The 16,128-nt window shown below is 64.9% G+C and carries 19 protein-coding genes; 5 read left to right on the forward strand and 14 right to left on the reverse strand.

Annotated features, from left to right (window positions below):
- Positions 1 to 46 precede the first annotated feature (46 nt).
- Positions 47 to 754: a hypothetical protein gene (locus ACT53R_RS03605; RefSeq protein WP_476170473.1), complete on the reverse strand. Its 708-nt coding sequence runs from the start codon at positions 752 to 754 to the stop codon at positions 47 to 49.
- Positions 755 to 898: 144 nt separating this feature from the next.
- Here ACT53R_RS03605 and ACT53R_RS03610 point away from each other — a divergent pair, with 144 nt between their 5' ends.
- The gene (locus ACT53R_RS03610; RefSeq protein WP_476170474.1) at positions 899 to 2,089 is read left to right on the forward strand and encodes a sensor histidine kinase; all 1,191 of its coding nucleotides are present in this window, start codon (positions 899 to 901) and stop codon (positions 2,087 to 2,089) included.
- Positions 2,086 to 2,733, forward strand: coding sequence for a response regulator (locus ACT53R_RS03615; protein WP_476170475.1), 648 nt, complete (start codon positions 2,086 to 2,088; stop codon positions 2,731 to 2,733). Before ACT53R_RS03610 ends, ACT53R_RS03615 begins: the two co-directional genes overlap by 4 nt.
- 21 nt (positions 2,734 to 2,754) lie before the next feature.
- On the opposite strand, the gene ACT53R_RS03620 is transcribed toward ACT53R_RS03615, so the two are convergent.
- On the reverse strand, positions 2,755 to 3,195 hold the full coding sequence (locus ACT53R_RS03620; RefSeq protein WP_476170476.1) for a DUF4279 domain-containing protein: 441 nt from the start codon (positions 3,193 to 3,195) through the stop codon (positions 2,755 to 2,757).
- Between the two features lie 300 nt (positions 3,196 to 3,495).
- Here ACT53R_RS03620 and ACT53R_RS03625 point away from each other — a divergent pair, with 300 nt between their 5' ends.
- A complete protein-coding gene (locus ACT53R_RS03625) occupies positions 3,496 to 4,617 on the forward strand; it encodes a Kelch repeat-containing protein (protein WP_476170477.1) in 1,122 nt (373 codons plus the stop codon).
- A gap of 95 nt (positions 4,618 to 4,712) precedes the next feature.
- Here ACT53R_RS03625 and ACT53R_RS03630 read toward each other — a convergent pair whose 3' ends face one another.
- Positions 4,713 to 5,402, reverse strand: a complete 690-nt coding sequence (locus ACT53R_RS03630; protein ID WP_476170478.1) for a hypothetical protein — start codon at positions 5,400 to 5,402, stop codon at positions 4,713 to 4,715.
- Positions 5,403 to 5,457: 55 nt separating this feature from the next.
- Here ACT53R_RS03630 and ACT53R_RS03635 point away from each other — a divergent pair, with 55 nt between their 5' ends.
- Positions 5,458 to 5,730 carry a hypothetical protein gene (locus tag ACT53R_RS03635; RefSeq protein ID WP_476170479.1) on the forward strand — a complete coding sequence of 91 codons (273 nt, stop codon included), beginning with the start codon at positions 5,458 to 5,460 and terminating at the stop codon, positions 5,728 to 5,730.
- 46 nt (positions 5,731 to 5,776) lie between these two features.
- On the opposite strand, the gene ACT53R_RS03640 is transcribed toward ACT53R_RS03635, so the two are convergent.
- From ACT53R_RS03640 to ACT53R_RS03690, 11 genes are all read right to left on the reverse strand, one after another.
- Positions 5,777 to 7,225 carry a GDL motif peptide-associated radical SAM/SPASM maturase gene (locus tag ACT53R_RS03640; protein WP_476170480.1) on the reverse strand — a complete coding sequence of 483 codons (1,449 nt, stop codon included), beginning with the start codon at positions 7,223 to 7,225 and terminating at the stop codon, positions 5,777 to 5,779.
- A 90-nt stretch (positions 7,226 to 7,315) separates the two neighbouring features.
- Positions 7,316 to 7,753 (reverse strand): DUF1843 domain-containing protein, encoded by a 438-nt coding sequence (locus ACT53R_RS03645; RefSeq protein ID WP_476170481.1) that lies wholly within the window; start codon positions 7,751 to 7,753, stop codon positions 7,316 to 7,318.
- A gap of 575 nt (positions 7,754 to 8,328) precedes the next feature.
- On the reverse strand, positions 8,329 to 8,772 hold the full coding sequence (locus ACT53R_RS03650; RefSeq protein WP_476170482.1) for a DUF6970 domain-containing protein: 444 nt from the start codon (positions 8,770 to 8,772) through the stop codon (positions 8,329 to 8,331).
- Between the two features lie 74 nt (positions 8,773 to 8,846).
- Positions 8,847 to 9,407, reverse strand: coding sequence for a hypothetical protein (locus ACT53R_RS03655; protein ID WP_476170483.1), 561 nt, complete (start codon positions 9,405 to 9,407; stop codon positions 8,847 to 8,849).
- Between the two features lie 122 nt (positions 9,408 to 9,529).
- Positions 9,530 to 10,690, reverse strand: a complete 1,161-nt coding sequence (locus tag ACT53R_RS03660; RefSeq protein WP_476170484.1) for an IS4 family transposase — start codon at positions 10,688 to 10,690, stop codon at positions 9,530 to 9,532.
- Positions 10,691 to 10,859: 169 nt separating this feature from the next.
- Positions 10,860 to 11,162 (reverse strand): hypothetical protein, encoded by a 303-nt coding sequence (locus ACT53R_RS03665; RefSeq protein ID WP_476170485.1) that lies wholly within the window; start codon positions 11,160 to 11,162, stop codon positions 10,860 to 10,862.
- 96 nt (positions 11,163 to 11,258) lie between these two features.
- Positions 11,259 to 11,441, reverse strand: coding sequence for a hypothetical protein (locus tag ACT53R_RS03670; RefSeq protein ID WP_476170486.1), 183 nt, complete (start codon positions 11,439 to 11,441; stop codon positions 11,259 to 11,261).
- Between the two features lie 715 nt (positions 11,442 to 12,156).
- Entirely contained in the window at positions 12,157 to 12,708 is a 552-nt protein-coding gene (locus tag ACT53R_RS03675) for a hypothetical protein (RefSeq protein WP_476170487.1), read from the reverse strand.
- Positions 12,709 to 12,928: 220 nt separating this feature from the next.
- Positions 12,929 to 13,858: a hypothetical protein gene (locus tag ACT53R_RS03680; RefSeq protein ID WP_476170488.1), complete on the reverse strand. Its 930-nt coding sequence runs from the start codon at positions 13,856 to 13,858 to the stop codon at positions 12,929 to 12,931.
- 98 nt (positions 13,859 to 13,956) lie between these two features.
- On the reverse strand, positions 13,957 to 15,354 hold the full coding sequence (locus ACT53R_RS03685) for an NAD(P)(+) transhydrogenase (Re/Si-specific) subunit beta (protein WP_476170489.1): 1,398 nt from the start codon (positions 15,352 to 15,354) through the stop codon (positions 13,957 to 13,959).
- Entirely contained in the window at positions 15,351 to 15,680 is a 330-nt protein-coding gene (locus ACT53R_RS03690) for an NAD(P) transhydrogenase subunit alpha part 2 (protein ID WP_476170490.1), read from the reverse strand. The genes ACT53R_RS03685 and ACT53R_RS03690 overlap by 4 nt, the downstream gene beginning before the upstream one ends.
- A gap of 107 nt (positions 15,681 to 15,787) precedes the next feature.
- Between ACT53R_RS03690 and ACT53R_RS03695 the strand changes: the two genes are divergently transcribed.
- The gene (locus ACT53R_RS03695; RefSeq protein WP_476170491.1) at positions 15,788 to 16,123 is read left to right on the forward strand and encodes a hypothetical protein; all 336 of its coding nucleotides are present in this window, start codon (positions 15,788 to 15,790) and stop codon (positions 16,121 to 16,123) included.
- The last annotated feature ends 5 nt before the right edge of the window (positions 16,124 to 16,128 follow it).

Below are 16,128 nucleotides of genomic sequence, written 5' to 3' on the forward strand. Positions count from 1 at the left end.
ATGACGGGGCGGTCGCGCGATGCGAGGCTCAATGCCGGGCACGATCTCAGGCGTGGGCCGGGACCATCACGCCCGCCCCCTGCTTCGGCATGTACTTCCGGTTGAGCCGGATGCCGACCACGATCGACAGGGCCAGCGGCAGGAACCACGCGACCATCCCGAACCACGAGGGCGCATGCAGGCCGGCGGCTGCGATCAGTCGATTCAGGCCGATCGCGAGGAAGGCGATGTGCGTGGCGACGCCGCAGCCGATCATCGCGCCGAAGTGTTCGCGCAGCCACCACCGCGTTTCCGCCAGCGGTCGCAGGCGGCGCGCCAGCATCTGCATGCCGCCGATCGCGCCGACCGCGCTGAAGCCCATCAGCAGCACGCTGCCCGTGCGCTGGCCCGCGACGAACACCGTCGCCGCCGCCAGCAGGTTCAGCACGGCGATCGCCGCATAAGGGCCGCCACGAAAAGCCGCCTGGTCGCGCTTGCGCTTCACCGCGCGCCAGCCCAGCCACACGCCGGTCGACGTGATGATCGCCAGATAGGCGAGGAACAGCGCGTTGGCCAGATGCCCGCGCAGGCCGATGATGATCGCCATCGGCACCGCGGTGGCGATGATGCCGATCATGGCAAGCATGTAGACCTTGCCCGTGCGCACATGCAGCGGCGAGCCCTTCTTCGCGAACGCCGCAAGCCAGAAGGTGACGAGGGCGACCAGGCCGACGAGGCCGTGCGCGGAAACGAGAAGGCGGTAGAACGTGTCCATGGCGAACTCCTGCGGGAATGCGGACAGTCTCCGGATCGGGCCGGTCCGCCGGCACATGCCCGTCGTCACCCGCAGGGGGTGAAAAAAGTCACCTCGTGCGCCGGCAGGCTTCCGGCCCGGCGCCGCGGCTGCCATGCTGCCGCCATGCCGACGCCGACCACCGCCGAAGACGCGCTGCCCGAACGCCTGCAACCGCACGACGGCTCGCTGTGCCAGCGCATGTTCACGCCACTGAACATCGCGGCCTATGTGACCTGGCTGGTGATCACGCTGCAGGTCATCGAACCGGCGGCGCTGGCGCGACACGATCCTGCCGAATGGACCGGGTTGTGCGCATTGGTCGGCTTCATCGTGGCCTTCGCGGCCTGCGCATCGTCGTCGCCCCGCGCCACGACGGCGCAGCTCACGGCCGGCCTGATCATCCAGAGCGCGCTGCTGCTGATCGCGGAAGCGCTGCTGTTGGGCGGCCAGACCGCGGTACTGCTGATCCTGCTGACGGTGCAGGCGATCGGCGTGCTGCGGATGCCGGTGGCCCTGGGCTTCCTGATCGTCCTCAACCTCGCGTTCGCTTCGCTGTGGCTCGTACACGGCAATCCGCTGACGAGAACATTGTTGTCGCTGATGTCGATCGTCGGGTTCGAGGTCTTCGCCGGGCTCACCAGCCATTATGCGCAGAGCCGCGAACAGGCACGCGAACGCCTCGCCCGCGTCAACGCCGAACTGATGGCGACGCGCCTGCTGCTGGAGGAATCCGCGCGCGCCGGAGAACGCCTCAAGCTCTCGCGCGAACTGCACGACGTCGCCGGCCACAGTCTCACCGCGCTGAAGCTCAACCTCGCCCGTCTGGCGCGTGACCCGACGCTCGCCGATCGCGAGGAAGTGCGCATCTCGACCACACTCGCCGACGACCTGCTCGCACAGATCCGTCAAGTGGTCGGCGCGCTGCGCGCCCACGACGGCGTCGACCTGCGCGCGGCGTTCGAGGCACTGGCACGACCGATGCCGGGCGTGCGCATCGGCATCGACATCGAGGACGGCCTGCGCGTGGACGACATCGACCGGGCCGAGACGCTGCTGCGCTGCGCGCAGGAAGCGATTACCAATGCGTTGCGCCACGGCCGCGCCGGACGCATCGACCTGCGACTGCATCGCGTCGCAGAAGGGTTGCGCCTGGTCGTCGACAACGACGGTCTCGCACCGCCGGTCGTCATGCCCGGCAACGGCCTCACCGGCATGCGCGAGCGCGTGGAGGCGCTGGGCGGCACGCTGACATTCGCACCCACGCCGCCGCGCGGATTGCGCGTGACAGTGATGCTGCCGGAGCACGCAGCGTGAGCGCGCCGGCCACCCGCGCGGTGCGCATCGCACTGTGCGACGACCAGGCGCTGGTGCTGCGCGGCCTGTCCAGCCTGCTGTCCGACCTCGGCATCGAGATCGCGCTGGAAAGCCAGGATGCCGAGCGCCTGCTCGCCGCGCTACCGCAGCGACCGGTGGACCTGATCGTCAGCGACATCCGCATGCCCGGGCTCGGCGGCATCGGCCTGCTGCGCACGCTGCGCGAACGCGGCGACGCCACGCCGGTGATCCTGCTGACCACGTTCGACGATCCGACGCTGATGATGCAGGCCGTGGAGGCCGGCGCGCAGGGCTTCCTGCTGAAGGACGCCTCGCCCGAGGACCTGAAGGCCGCGATCCTGCGCGTCGCTGCGGGCGAAACGCTGCTGCAGCCGGTAAGTCTGGGACCGGTGCGCGCGGCATGGAGCGACGACAGCGCCAGCAGCAGCGGCGTGCGCCTGACCGAACGCGAACGCTCGATCCTGCGCCTCGTCGCCGGCGGCTATTCGAACAAGGAAATCGGCCGCAGCCTGCATCTCTCCGAAGGCACGGTGAAGAACTACATCTCCGAACTGCTGGTGAAACTGGACTGCCGGGACCGCACCCATGCAGTGCTGAAGGCGATCACGCAGCGGCTGCTGTAGCCTGCGGACCGCACCCGGGCATCACGACGCGGCCGGCGACTTGTCGTCCGCATCCTCGGCGTCGTTGATGTCGAGCGACAGCTTGATGCCGCGCACGGCGAGCGCATGCAGCAGCTCCGGCTCGAATTCGAGGCCGTCGTTGCCCGAGGCCATGAACACGCCGCAGAACATGTCGATGCGGCAGCGCGTGCGCAGTTCGGCCCAGACCGCGGGATCGTCGCTCAGTCGATCCAGCACGTCGCGGATCTGCGCGGGCAGGTCCTCGGGTTCGCGATCCTCGGCGTACAGCGCCCAGCCACCGGTGCGTTCGATCGCCACCCGGCCCGACTTCGGGAACACGCGACGGTCGCCCTTGCGCCAACCGCGCGACGGTGCGCAGCCCAGCGCGGCGGTGACGGCATCGGGATCGAGCGCGTCGCCGTACAGCCTCAGCGTGCAGCGGGAATGGTGTGCGATGCCCATCGGCGCAGTCTAGCGCGGACCCGCGGCGGCGCCCGCCCGCTGCTTGCCGCGGCGTCCAGCGCCGCGATCCCGTCAGTCGCGAACGGTGATACGGCCCGCGCGCATCCTTTCCTTCCCGCGACGCACGCCCGACGCTGCGCTCGGCGGACTTCCCTCCCCCACTTTTCCGCGGCGACGGACACGCCGCGCGATGCGTGCCTCCCTCGGGACGCATCGGACACGCCGACCCGTCGCGGGCCGGTCGCGCCGGCGGGCGCATGGATGCGCGCACGGCGCACTCCCCAACGTCGCACACAAAGGATGACCATGACGCACATGCAGTTCCGCCGCACCCGTTCCTCCCGCCGCGCGCTCGGCCTCGGCCTGCTGGCCGCCACGCTCGCCGTCAGCAGCTTCGCCCAGGCCGCCGGCTGGACGCCCGGCCCCGCGATGACCAACGCGCGCACGGGGACCAGCGCGATCACGCTGCCCGACGGCCGGGTGATGATCGTCGGCGGCGCCGACGCCAAGCGTTCGGCCTTCGCCTTCTACACCGCGGACCTCTACAACCCCGTCACCAACACCTGGACGCAGAGTTCGTACAGCATCGCCTCGCACTATCTGGCCGGCCTCGCGGTGCTGCCCAACGGCAAGGTGCTGGTCGCCGGCGGCCTCGGTGCCACCGGCATCCAGAGCACCGCCGAGCTCTACAACCCGGCGACCAACACCTGGACCGGCGCCGGCTCGCTCAACCAGAGCCGCTACGGCATCGCCATGACACAGCTGCAGAACGGCGACGTGCTCGCGGTCGGCGGCGTCATCACCAACGGCACGCCGCAGGCCACGGTCGAGCGCTACAGCGCTGCCACCAACACGTGGACCACGATGGCACCGCTGGCGACCGCGCGTCGCGAGCCCGCGACCGCGCTGCTGCCCGATGGCCGCGTGCTGGTGTCCGGCGGCGAAGGCATCGGCTACGTGAAGCTCGCCAGCGCGGAGATCTACAACCCCGCCACCAACACGTGGAGCCCGGCGGGCACGCTCGCGGCCGCGCGCAGCATGCACACCGCGACCACGCTCGACAACGGCAAGGTGCTGGTGGTCGGCGGCGCCGCGGACAACGGTTCGGTCGCGACGGCGGAACTGTATTCGCCCGCGACCAACAGCTGGAGCTCCGCCGGCACGCTGTCCGCCGCGCGCCAGCAGCACGTCGCGCTGCGCATGCCGAGCGGCAAGGTGCTGATCGCCGCCGGCTGGCCCAACACGCTGACCAGCGCCGAGCTCTACAACCCCGTCACCAACACGTGGAGCCTCGCGGGCAACCTGTCGACCGGGCGCAGCATGCCCAGCGGCGCGCTCGCGGGCAACGGCGTCGCGGTGATCGCGGGCGGCAAGTCGGCGACCTACGTCGTGCTCGCCAGCACGGATCTCTACAGCGAGTGATCGCCTCTCGTCGACGTCGCTGATCGGCGACGGGTCGGCATCGCGCGCAGGGTGGTCCGCCGCCCTGCGCGTCCTGCGTCATCGCGATGACGCGATCAGTTCTGGTTCTGCGTGATCTGGCCGGTGACCTTGGTCCAGCGGTCGTCGAGCCACAGCACCGTACCGTCGACGAGATCGGCGGTCTTGTTGGGCCCCATCTGCGAACGACGGCAGTACAGCGTGCCCACCGGCGACAGACCGACCAGCATGCTCCACACCAGCACATCCTCGAACAGATCGATGAAGCTGAAGCTGAAGCAGACGAATCCGTCGGTGTGCCCCCACAGATTGCTGCCGCGCCAGGTCCCGATGGGCCACGGGATCACCGTGAAGTTGGCGAAGTGGAAGTCGCCGCCACTGGTCGACACGTCGTAGGTCACGTTCACCGGCACCGGATCCGGACTGTCCTTCAGCGGCATCGCGGCTTTCGTGTTCATGGGCGCGCGCGCGAACGTGATCGCGTGCGCCGCGCCGGTCGCCGGCTCGCGCAGTTCGCCTTCGAGCCCGGCATCGCGACGCACACCGGCGAAGTGGAAGGCCTGCGCATGACCGCGTCCGACCAGCGCCACGTCGATCGCGTCGCCTTCGGCGCGACCGTCGACCGAGAACGCCAGCGGCGCGTCATGCGTGGACAGCGCGGCGAATCCTCGCGCGATGCCGTCGTGGAGACCGGCCTTGTCGAGGCAGACATCGAGGCGCCGGCCATCCGGCAGCACCGCCTGCCAGCACGCCAACATGTCGGACATCGGAAAGGACACACCTGCCTGCATGGAACACTCCTTGTGGGGATGAAGGGACTCCGTGTCGTCGAAACGCGGTCGATGCCGACGAGGGCGGACGACGCGGCGGGGGATCATCGCCGATGGTGACGCGCACGGCAACGGCAACGGCAACGGCAACGCCAGCGCACAGGCACACGGCGACGACATGCAGGCACGCGTATGCACGAAGAAATCCGGGCACCGCAATGCGGTGCCCGGCGCCCATGGGAAGGGCGAGAGACGGATCGGCGGCGTGTGCCGCGTGGTCGTGGTCGGTGATGCGGATGTGCCGCGCCGTCGGAAACGACTGTAGCGACGCGTCATCTCACGCGTCGCGACGCAGAGGATCCGGCGAAAGATCAGGACGTCGTCAGCTGCTTCAGCCGATCCAGCACCGATCGCAGTTCGAGCAGGATCTGCCGCTGGCGCGCGGCTTCCTCGGCGTACCGGGCTTCCGCCGCGGCGATGTTCGCCTGGCAATGCGGGCACGTGACCTCGTGCGGCCAGATGTACTGCGAACAGCTCCGGCACAACTCGAGTTTCGGCAGCGGTGCGTCGGGCGTGCGCACCGGCACGAACGGTTCCAGCGTCGGCGGCGTGGCGACGACCTCGCGCTCCGGGATCGGTGTCTCGACCAGCTCGAAGCGGCCGATCGCGAACGGCTTGTCGGGCGCCGGCGCCACCTTGCGGATGGTCTCGTGGATGCCGCGCTTCTCCAGTTCAAGCGCGCGGTAATGGCAGTACGGATTGTTGCCGGGCTTGCCGAACAGCGAATCCGATGTCCAGGTGCAACCGCCGCGGCACACGTCGGCGTAGTAGCAACTGCGGCAGAAGCCCCACAGCGATTCGATGTCGCGCAGCCGGCCGAAATGCAGTTCGGGCGAGTGGTTCCACAGGTCGGCGACGGTGGCGTCGCGCACGTTGCCGCCGCCGTAGCCTTCGGTCGCCAGCGACGGACAGCCCTTGATGGTGCCATCGGCTTCCAGCCCGATCACGTTCTGCCCGGCGGCGCAGCCGCTCCAGTGCAGGCGCTCGTCGCCGAAGCCGCGCCACAGGTGTTCGTACGGCCCGAAGTAGCCGAGGTTGTTGCCGAAGGTCAGCAGGAAATTGCGCGACACGCCTTCGGTGTACAGCCGCGCCAGCAGCGGCATCAATTCGAGGATGCGATACGGCTGCAGCAGTAGATGGTCGTTCTCGACCGCGTTGCCCATCGCCACCGTGATCTGCAGTTGCCAGTGGCTGGCGCCGACCTGGATGAGCTTGTGGAACAGCGGTTCCAGCTGTTCAATCGTCTCCGCGCCGATCTGCGTGTTGCAACTGGCGCCGAGGCCGAGTTCCTTCGCGGTCTCGATCGCGCGGATGCCTTCCTGCCACGCGCCCTTCACGCCACGCACGCGATCGTGCAGGTCTTCCATGCCGTCGAGCGACACGCCGATGCCGAAGAGGCCCGCGCGCTTGCCGTCTTCGAGCCGCTTGCGCGTCAGCGCACGCGCCCCGGTCTGCATGCCGCAGCGGATGCCATGGTGCGCGATGCGCTCGACCAGTTGCAGCCAGTCGCGACGCAGGTAGGCCTCGCCACCGATCAGCGTGATCTCGCGCGTGCCCAACGCCGCCAGCTGGTCGATGACCGACAGCGCCTCCGCCGTGTTGAGTTCGTCGGGACGCCGCTTGCCCGCACGCGAGCCGCAGTGCTGGCACTTGAGGTTGCACGACAGCGTGATTTCCCAGACCACGTGCACGGGCACGTGGCGATTCAGATCGATGAGGTTGCGCGCACGCGCCGGCTGCAGCTTCGTCAGCTCGTCCATCTCGCCCCCTGCCTTCCCTGGATGAGAAAGTGACCGGCCGCCCATCCCTGCATGGAACGGCCGGTCACCCGGAGAACCGTACTGCGCGGATCAGGACTTGCCGGCGTTCAACTGCGCCAGCAGGCCTTCGGCGACCTTCGTCAGACGCTCGACCTCGGCCTGGTCGCCGCGATCCTTCGCCTGCTGGATCGCGAGGCCGTACGGCGTCACCGACACCGCGCCGCTCTCGGGATTGGCGATCATCTGCGCATACGCGGCGATCTCGCCCTTGATGCGCCCGATCTCGGCCTGGTCGCCGCGTGCCAGCGCATCCTGGATGGTGACCGCGTACAGCGGCCGGATCACGCCGCCCTGCGCGGCCAGCGCCTTCTCCACCTGCGGCAGCAGGCGCGCGACGTCGGCGGCGTCGGACAGGAACTTCACCGCGTCGTCGCGGGCCTTCTGCAGATCAGCGAGCGTGCCGCTCTTCAGCGCGTCCTGCATGGCCACGCCGTACAGCGGAATGAAATGCGGGTTCGGGGTCGACATCGGCAATCTCCGTCATGGATGGACGAAACGAATCACCAGTTCCTTGTCCTGGAAATCCCTGCAAAGCCGGACATGCAGCGGGGCCGGTCCATGCCGAAGAAGGAACTGCACCGGGATGCGGGAGCGCGACATCGTCCGCGCCGGATCACGGCGCCGAGTGGCCAATACCCCCTGTGTCGGAAACCTGCATCGCGTCCATGGCGTCATGCGCGTCGGCATGCTGCGACATGTCCTTGTCCAAGCTTCCTGCGGTCAATCTAGGACCGCGCTTTCGTCGCTGTCAAGGCAAATCGCGACGAACGCGATTCGTATTTTCAATGCACGAAAAGCACTGCATTTTCCGAGGAATCACGAATGCCTGCGCCTCTTTCGAGTGATGGAATCAATCGCGATCGAAACGCGCGAACACGCCGCCTCGAAACCGCGAAGGCATGCAGCGTCAAGCTTCGTCCGAAGGACCTGCATCCATCTCCGACCCTTGCGCCTGCGTCGTTGCCGGACGACGTCATCCGCATCGCAGCTCGACGCGCCGCTGTGCGGGTTGCAGGCGCTGCGCCCGTCGGACGGCACACCGCTCACTCGAACCACTGCTTCGACCAGAGGGGTACGCGGAAAAAGGCATCGGCCAGCGCATCCGGGCAGCGGCCGTCGCCCTGGCCATCCATGCCACCGCCGGGGATGCAGACCTCGCGCCCCCAGCCGTCGTAGAGAACGCGGTAGCCGTCGGCGGCATCTTCCAGCAGCAGGTAGCGATCACCGCCCAGTCCCGGGACCCGGACAATGCTGCTCGGTGGCGACACCTCCGATGTCACGGCGATCTGCCACAGCATCGACGCCACGAAGACCGGAGAGGCGACGAACAACCAGAAGGACGCACCCGCGATGGCGATCCCGACCAACCAGCGTCGCACGCGGCGACGCCTCGACGACTCGGGCTTTTGCATGATGCGATCTCCGTGATCAAGTGGCGGCGTGCGGGCATCCTGACGCATCGAGGAGCCCGCGGGCGACGCAGACATCGCCATTCGGCGTCACACTCGTCACCGGGAGCAGGCAGCCACGCCCACACGCGAGGCCGAAGCTCGCGCATCCTTCACCGCGACGAGCCGCCCGTCGTCACGAGCATCAGCTCACCATCCGGTCGAGGACATGGCATCGGCTCGACACGCCGATCAAGCCCGAGATGCACGCACTGGAAGGGCCATACCCCGTCACGGGGTTCGATGTCCTTGTCGAGCATCGCGATGTCCAGCGATCCGTCCGTGCGCTGCCACGATTGCACCGCCGCATGCGGCAGGATCGCGAGCACATCGACGCGGAGCTTCCGGTCGCCGTTGCGCGTGACCAGCAGCAGCTTTCCGTCATCGGCCCGCATGTGCCAAAGGCCCGTCACGACGACATGGCCGAAAGGCATCCGATGGAGACCGACGACATTCGTGTCCAGCAGCCGCACGACGGTGCCGTCGTCGTACTGGAAGGACAACCGACCGCCCCATTCACCGTGATCGCTGCCGAGCAGGCGGCCGCCGAAGGCGGGGATCTGGTGCTGGTAGCGGTCGCGGATGGGCGGGGTGCCCGACGGGATGGCCGATGATCCGGTTTCGCCGCAACCGGCGATCGCACACGTCAGCAGCGCAATGGCGGACAAGCGCACGTGTCACCTCGCTTCGAGTTCCCTGCTGATGGCAGAGGCTGGTTGCTTTGCACCCAGCGCATGACGGATCGGAACATCGCTGGGTCGATGACCTAAGGTCTCCCCACTTTTTCCTAGGAAATTTACCCACGCCACGTTCCGGTCCTGCTGGCAATCCGAACCAACTGCGGCGGCCAACATCGCTGCCGCAGCCATTCCAGACCTCGGCGTTGATCGCTGTACCGGTGGCGATGATTTTTTTGGGACGTCATCGGGTCAACCTTCACGCCCTCCGTCCTGAATGCTTTCGCCAGCAGCCATGCCGCAAAGGCCGCCATTGCATGAAGCAACAGCAATACGGCCAACCGCTTCGGCCCCCGGGTCAAACTGTCTTCGAATCCCATCCCGAAGCGATGGCTTTTCAAATCCCGGAATGCCAGTTCGATCTGCATCCGTCTGGAATAGATCGCCACGATCTGTGCTGCGCTTGCCACTTGTGGTGACAGTGACGTCGCAAGCAACCAAGGCTCGCGTTCGCGCTTGAGGATCTTCTCGATTGTCCTGCCGCGCGATGGTGTGCTCGCACGCGTGCCTTGCTTGCGAGGTCTGCGCCGGATGCGGACCAGAAAGCACATCCACGGCCGACCCTTCACGATCTCCCACTGTCCCAACGCTTGGGCATCCCCTCTAGCGCCCGCATGCAGCGTGTTGCACGGGCGCCAGGCACGATGCCCTTGCCTGACTTTCGTGTTGTTGCGCAATCGACCGACATAGTCCCACCCTCGCGCAGCAACCGCCCTGAACCAATCGCTCCGAAAGCCGGCATCGCTGACGATCACGGGGCGCTTTCCCGCCGGAACCATTTGCGCCAAGGTCTCAAGAAACGCACGCTGCGCCCGTGGCGAGTTCAGCTCCGAAATCGGATAAATCCGTTCGCACACCGTGAGCGATCGACCGCCTACCGGCACCGCCGCGCGTAGCAGGCACCAACGCCCGTCACCCTTCAGATCCGACCAGTCCACCACGATCACCGGACAGGTCTGAGGCATCAGCCAGATCGCCATTGCAAGATGCAGGGCATCCAGTTCCCTGTGCAGATGCCGATTGCTCAGCAATCGGTCCAGCGCCTTCAGCGGCGCGTGCGCAAAGGTGGCGCCGGGCCAGGAACGGGCAAGATCGGTCAACGTCAAACGACGGCCGCCGATCAACGACTCGACGGCGCGCATCAAGACCTTGCGTCGGCCACCATGCATGGGCTCTAGCGCAGGCGAGAGCGCGCGGTTCAAAATCCCGGTAGCGTGCATGGCGTGGTCCTCAGGCTTCGACACCCCGAGGAAAAAACCGCGTCATGCACGCGCCGTTTTTTGCGGACACTACCCCCTATCTCATTGATCCGCAATCAGAAAAAGTGGGGAGACCTTAGGTCGATGACCCAGCCTACGGCCCTCGCACCGATTGACGTCTGGCGCCTGCTCAATTGCAGAGACGCCCGTTGTATCCGGCGATGTAAACGTAGAAGGCCATGGCGAGCAGCAGCATTTCGTGGCGGGTCTTCCTTCGGGTCGACGTCGTTCGGGAAAGCTCGCGGACCCAGACGGCCCAGATGCAGAGCAGCACGGCGAGGGTCACCGACCACGCCCGGAACCCGTGCAGATGCGGCCTGCCTGGCCCCACGTACACGTCGTCGATGATGGCGCCGAACAGACAATAGGCGCCGGCCAGGATCCCCAGCCCGACCAATACGACTTCATCGGTTTTGGAATGCTTGCGCCTCAACGGCCCCGACCTCCGATCATCTGCAAACCCGTGAACTCGTCCCGCACCCGCCGAGGGAATCGCAGGCCGGGCGCGAAGCGCCCGGCGGTGAAGCCGTCACCCGGCGCCGTCGAGCGGCACCAGGCGGCTGTCGGCATCGTATCGCAGGCCGCAGAGCATGGCGGCCATGCCGCGCAGGGTGGCCTGCGGGCTGGCGCCGCTGTCTTCGCACAGGGCGATGAACTGCGGCGGGACTTCGACGATGAGGACGTTGGACGGCTGGAACTGCGGCTTGGACATGGCGGAACTCCGCTTCGCCCGGAACCCGAAGTGGGCACCGTTGGCGAGTCCGAACCGCATCGCGCGCAGGCGCGTCAAGGTTTGCGCAGCAACTCGCCCCCGACCTTGACGCGCCGAGCACGGTGCGATGCTGGGACGACAACGGTGGGCACCTACACAACTCAACCCGCCTGCGCCTTTGATTTCGATGCGTCTGCCGAGTTCTCCGCTTCAACATCGGCGGGCCCAGGGCCCGCCCTACGAAAAACTTCTTGCTCGGCCGTAGGGCGGGCTCAAGCCCGCCTTACGAGTTGCGGCGGGACTTCGACGATGAGGACGTTGGACGGCTGGAACTGTGACTTGGACATGGCGGAACCCAATTTCGCCCGGCAGCCACTGTGGCCGCCGTTGGCGAGTCCAACCCGCATCGCGCGCAGGCGCGTCAAGGTTTGCGCAGCAATTCACCTCGACCTTGACGCGCCGAGCACGGTGCGATGCTGGGACGGCAACGGTGAGCATCTATCACCCTGTCCGTGCAGGCTTTGGCTTTTGTAGGGCGCATAAGCCGAAGGCGTCATGCGCCGTCATGGCTCGACGATGTCGGGGTCTCGAAGAAGGTGCATGACGCTTCGCTTATGCACCCTACGAAGCGTATGCACCTAACGGCCTTACGAAAAATCTTTTTTGCTCAGCCGCAGGGCAGGTTTAAGCCCGCCTTATGATTTCAAAAGAATTACTAGGTGCCCACCTGACGCAATTTTTCGATTGCCTTCTCAACAACAAGGTCAAAATTTCTTTCAAACTCATTTGAATTGTAAATTATCCCCTTGTCCTTGAATGGTTGCGCAGGATTACTTGACGTGCGAAGCCTGAAGCCTGTTTTCGCATTGTAGGAGTAAGATGTAAAAGTGGCATTAGCGGATTTACTTTCCGGGTGCTCAATAAGGTTGTTTCTTGCAAACAGCACGCCTTTGCACTTAAATGATTGCAAATGAGGCAACGGAATGCTCTTATGCGTCAATATTTTGTAAATTCGATGAGCAAAGTAATAATATGATTCCACATAATATCTTGCGCTTTTAAACAAAATATCGCCATGTGCAATGAGCTCAAGGTGATCACTTGGATCCATCTCAGCTGAATCATATAAATCCACATAGTGCTTTATCTGACAAAGTGAATGCGATAGTTGCCACAGCCTATCAGATACTTCAAGCGCAGCATCTTCATTAATCTTTATACCAAGACCATTGCATATTGCTGTGTAGCGTTCAAAATTTCTTCTCATTTTTTTCTTTTGCTCTTAACTTGGCATATACCGAATACTGACGCACAACATATCACCATGCAACAAGACTTCGGCAATACCGAGCGCAGCATAAAAGCGTATTGAGAATCTCTGCACGGCGTAGATCATGCATGTTAGGCGCCGGTGCGCCTTTATCTTACGCCGCCGCAAATGATCGCCTTATCAAGTTAGCTCGGCCGTAGGCAGAGCGAGTTTGCACTCATCCCGGCGAATATGCAGCCACAGGGGAAAGAACGAGATCGTTGAGAACGGTGCCACCGTCACGCTCAACCACTACATCAACATTTCTTTCATGCGCTTCAAGAAGATCAGTCTGCGACTGCGCCCTTAATGCCTCGATCACACCTAAAATCGGAAAATCTCGCCGCATCTCGAGCTCTCTCGCGACTTGCCGATCCGCAGGAACTGGCAGCGCAACTGGTGCAGGCAACCTAGCGTCGTAAGCGATGAATTGCTGAACAATCCTCCATCCCGTAAAAAATAATTCCATAAACGATCCATCATAAGGAATCGGGCAGACCACAAGATTCTTAGCATCGTCTCGAAATACCCTATCGCTTGCTCCTTGCGTTGCGGGCACTATGCCAATACGGAGCCCTCTGGCGCCTTCTAACTGCCGCGCATTGATCTTTAGAGTTGTGCCCAGCCAGCGATCGGCATCCGTCGTTCCAAAAAAAAGATCGGCTTTCCAAAGCCCGTTGATAGATGAAGGCAGAGATGCGCGCGTTTCCGGCCGATGGAATGCCGACGCAAGCATGTTCACGTAGGCCTTCAATTTTGGGGGTTGCGATTGAACGCCTGTCAAAATTCTCGACTCATCGGTTAGCAGCTCATTAGCTGAATCGATAATCCGTGTCTTTCCAGATTTTTCAACGCCAAAAAGTATCGATTGAAATGAATCGCCGGGCAACCTGCAGAGCCTTGAAGCTTCCGAAAGCCGATCCAACACTACTGGATCATTTCGCCTTATCGCGTCGTGTATCGCCCACTCAAAACAAAATCCGATATCACCAGCGCCCTCACGATAGGCTCTAGGAAGCATGAACAATCTCATTCCGTCAATGCCACCGAGCTCTTTTAATACGTCCGCCTTAATGCCCGCCAGTAGTGCAGTCAAAATAGGCCGCACAATCGCAATCCTCGCTAGGACCTCGCTGCCAACCGGGTTTTGTTGACTCTGAACCAATATTTTTATCGAAAAGCTCCCACGAGGCCGATTAAGCGAACTTAATGCCCCCCATCCAACGCCTTGAGTTCGCTCACGAGCTGATTCGCCATGTCTGCGCCATCGCCGTACAGCATCCGGGTGTTGTCAGCATAGAACAGCGCATTCTCGATACCCGCAAACCCCGTGCCCTTGCCGCGCTTGATGACGATGGTGTTCTTGCTGTTGACGACGTCGAGGATGGGCATGCCGTAGATCGGCGAGGCGGGGTCGGTCTTGGCGACGGGGTTGACCACGTCGTTGGCGCCGATGACCAGCGACACGTCGGTGTTGGCGAACTCGGGGTTGATGTCGTCCATGTCGGCGATGAGGTCGTACGGCACGCCGGCTTCGGCGAGCAGCACGTTCATGTGGCCGGGCATGCGGCCGGCGACGGGGTGGATGGCGAACTTCACCTTCACGCCGCGCTCGATCAGACGCTGGGTGAGTTCCCAGATCTTGTGCTGGGCCTGGGCGACGGCCAGGCCGTAGCCGGGCACGATCACCACGCGTTCGGCGAAGGCCATCATCGCGGCGACGTCGCTGGCGTCGATGGGCTTCTGGCTGCCGGTGATGGCCTGGGCCTCGCCGGTGGCGCCGAAGTTGGAGAACAGCACCGACTTGATCGAGCGGTTCATCGCCTTCGCCATCAGGCGGGTCAGCAGGATGCCCGCGGCGCCCACCATCATGCCGGCGATGATCAGGGCCTCGTTGCCCAGCACGTAGCCTTCGAACGCGACCGCGAGGCCGGTGAAGGCGTTGTAGAGCGAGATGACCACCGGCATGTCGGCGCCGCCGATGGGCAGGGTCATCAGCACGCCCAGCGCCAGCGCGGCGGCGAAGAAGCCGACGATGTACGGCAGTTCCAGCGTATGCAGCGCCATCGCACCCAGCACGACCGCGGCGATCGCGACCAGCGCGTTGAACACCTGCTGGCCGGGGAAGGTGTAGCGCTTGTCCATGCGGCCGTCGAGCTTGGCCCAGGCGATGATCGAGCCGGTCAGCGACACGGCGCCGATCAGCGCGCCGATCACGGCCAGCGCCAGCGTGACGTTGTTCGGCGATTCGCCGCCGGCGGAGAACTTCAGCAGTTCCACCGCGCCGATGGCCGCGGCCGAGCCGCCGCCCATGCCGTTGAACAGCGCGACCATCTGCGGCATGTCGGTGATGGCGACCTTCTTGCCCCAGATCCAGTTGACCGCGACGCCCAGCACGATGGCGACGGCGATCAGCGGCAGGTTGTGCAGGCCGGGCAGGAAGAACGTGGCGATGGTGGCCAGCACCATGCCCACGCCGGCCCACTGGATGCCGCTGCGGGCGGTCTTCGGCGAGGCCATGCGCTGCAGGCCGAGCAGGAAGAGGGTGGCGGCGACGAAGTAGCTGGCCTTGACCAGCAGCGAGAGCAGTTCGACCGCGCTCATGCCTTGTCCCCCTTCTTCGAGGACTTGAACATGTCGAGCATGCGTTCGGTGACGACGTAGCCGCCGGCGGCGTTGCCGGCGCCCAGCAGCACGGCGACGAAGCCGACCGCCTGCTCCAGCGGAGTCTCGGCGTGGCCCAGCACGACCATGGCGCCGATCAGGACGATGCCGTGGATGAAGTTGCTGCCGGACATCAGCGGGGTGTGCAGGATCACCGGCACGCGCGAAATGATCACATGGCCGGCGATGGCCGCCAGCATGAAGATGTAGAGCGCTACGAAACCATCCACGGACGATGTCCTCTCTTCCCCAGGGCCTGTCCGCATCATAACCGCGGGATGAATGCGACGGGGGCTGTCAACCGGCGCGGCATCGGGGCGTTCTCTGTCCCGCCGGCCGGCAAGCCCCCGACCACTCCGACAGGACCCCGATCATGAAATCGCTCCTTGCCCTTCCCCTCGCGCTGGGCGCGCTGCTCGCCGCCGGTTCTTCCCTCGCCGCCGATCGTGGCGACCGCCTCGACCACCGTTTCGACCGTCGTGGCGAACAGGCCGAGGCCCGCTTCGACCGCAAGGGTGATCGTCTCGAACACCGCTTCGACCAGCGCGCCGCACACGCCGAGACCAACGGCCACGACCAGCGCGCGGACCGGCTGGCGCAGGCCGGCGATCGCGCCGACGCCCGCTTCGACCGCAAGGGGAACCAGGCGGAGCAGCGCTGGGACCGTCGTGGCGACCGCGCCGAGCGTCGCTGGGACCATCGGCATTGAGCGGC

The sequence above is a fragment of the Lysobacter sp. DMC104 genome (assembly GCF_056313665.1).

Excerpts from the sequence above, each read along its gene's own strand:
- ACT53R_RS03640 (WP_476170480.1), bottom strand. The coding sequence starts at position 7,225 with ATGGACGAGCTGACGAAGCTGCAGCCGGCGCGTGCGCGCAACCTCATC.
- ACT53R_RS03625 (WP_476170477.1), top strand. The coding sequence starts at position 3,496 with ATGACCATGACGCACATGCAGTTCCGCCGCACCCGTTCCTCCCGCCGC.
- ACT53R_RS03660 (WP_476170484.1), bottom strand. The coding sequence starts at position 10,690 with ATGCACGCTACCGGGATTTTGAACCGCGCGCTCTCGCCTGCGCTAGAG.
- ACT53R_RS03645 (WP_476170481.1), bottom strand. The coding sequence starts at position 7,753 with ATGTCGACCCCGAACCCGCATTTCATTCCGCTGTACGGCGTGGCCATG.
- ACT53R_RS03675 (WP_476170487.1), bottom strand. The coding sequence starts at position 12,708 with ATGAGAAGAAATTTTGAACGCTACACAGCAATATGCAATGGTCTTGGT.
- ACT53R_RS03695 (WP_476170491.1), top strand. The coding sequence starts at position 15,788 with ATGAAATCGCTCCTTGCCCTTCCCCTCGCGCTGGGCGCGCTGCTCGCC.
- ACT53R_RS03610 (WP_476170474.1), top strand. The coding sequence starts at position 899 with ATGCCGACGCCGACCACCGCCGAAGACGCGCTGCCCGAACGCCTGCAA.
- ACT53R_RS03630 (WP_476170478.1), bottom strand. The coding sequence starts at position 5,402 with ATGTCCGACATGTTGGCGTGCTGGCAGGCGGTGCTGCCGGATGGCCGG.
- ACT53R_RS03690 (WP_476170490.1), bottom strand. The coding sequence starts at position 15,680 with ATGCGGACAGGCCCTGGGGAAGAGAGGACATCGTCCGTGGATGGTTTC.
- ACT53R_RS03605 (WP_476170473.1), bottom strand. The coding sequence starts at position 754 with ATGGACACGTTCTACCGCCTTCTCGTTTCCGCGCACGGCCTCGTCGGC.
- ACT53R_RS03685 (WP_476170489.1), bottom strand. The coding sequence starts at position 15,354 with ATGAGCGCGGTCGAACTGCTCTCGCTGCTGGTCAAGGCCAGCTACTTC.
- ACT53R_RS03650 (WP_476170482.1), bottom strand. The coding sequence starts at position 8,772 with ATGTCTGCGTCGCCCGCGGGCTCCTCGATGCGTCAGGATGCCCGCACG.
- ACT53R_RS03620 (WP_476170476.1), bottom strand. The coding sequence starts at position 3,195 with ATGGGCATCGCACACCATTCCCGCTGCACGCTGAGGCTGTACGGCGAC.
- ACT53R_RS03670 (WP_476170486.1), bottom strand. The coding sequence starts at position 11,441 with ATGTCCAAGCCGCAGTTCCAGCCGTCCAACGTCCTCATCGTCGAAGTC.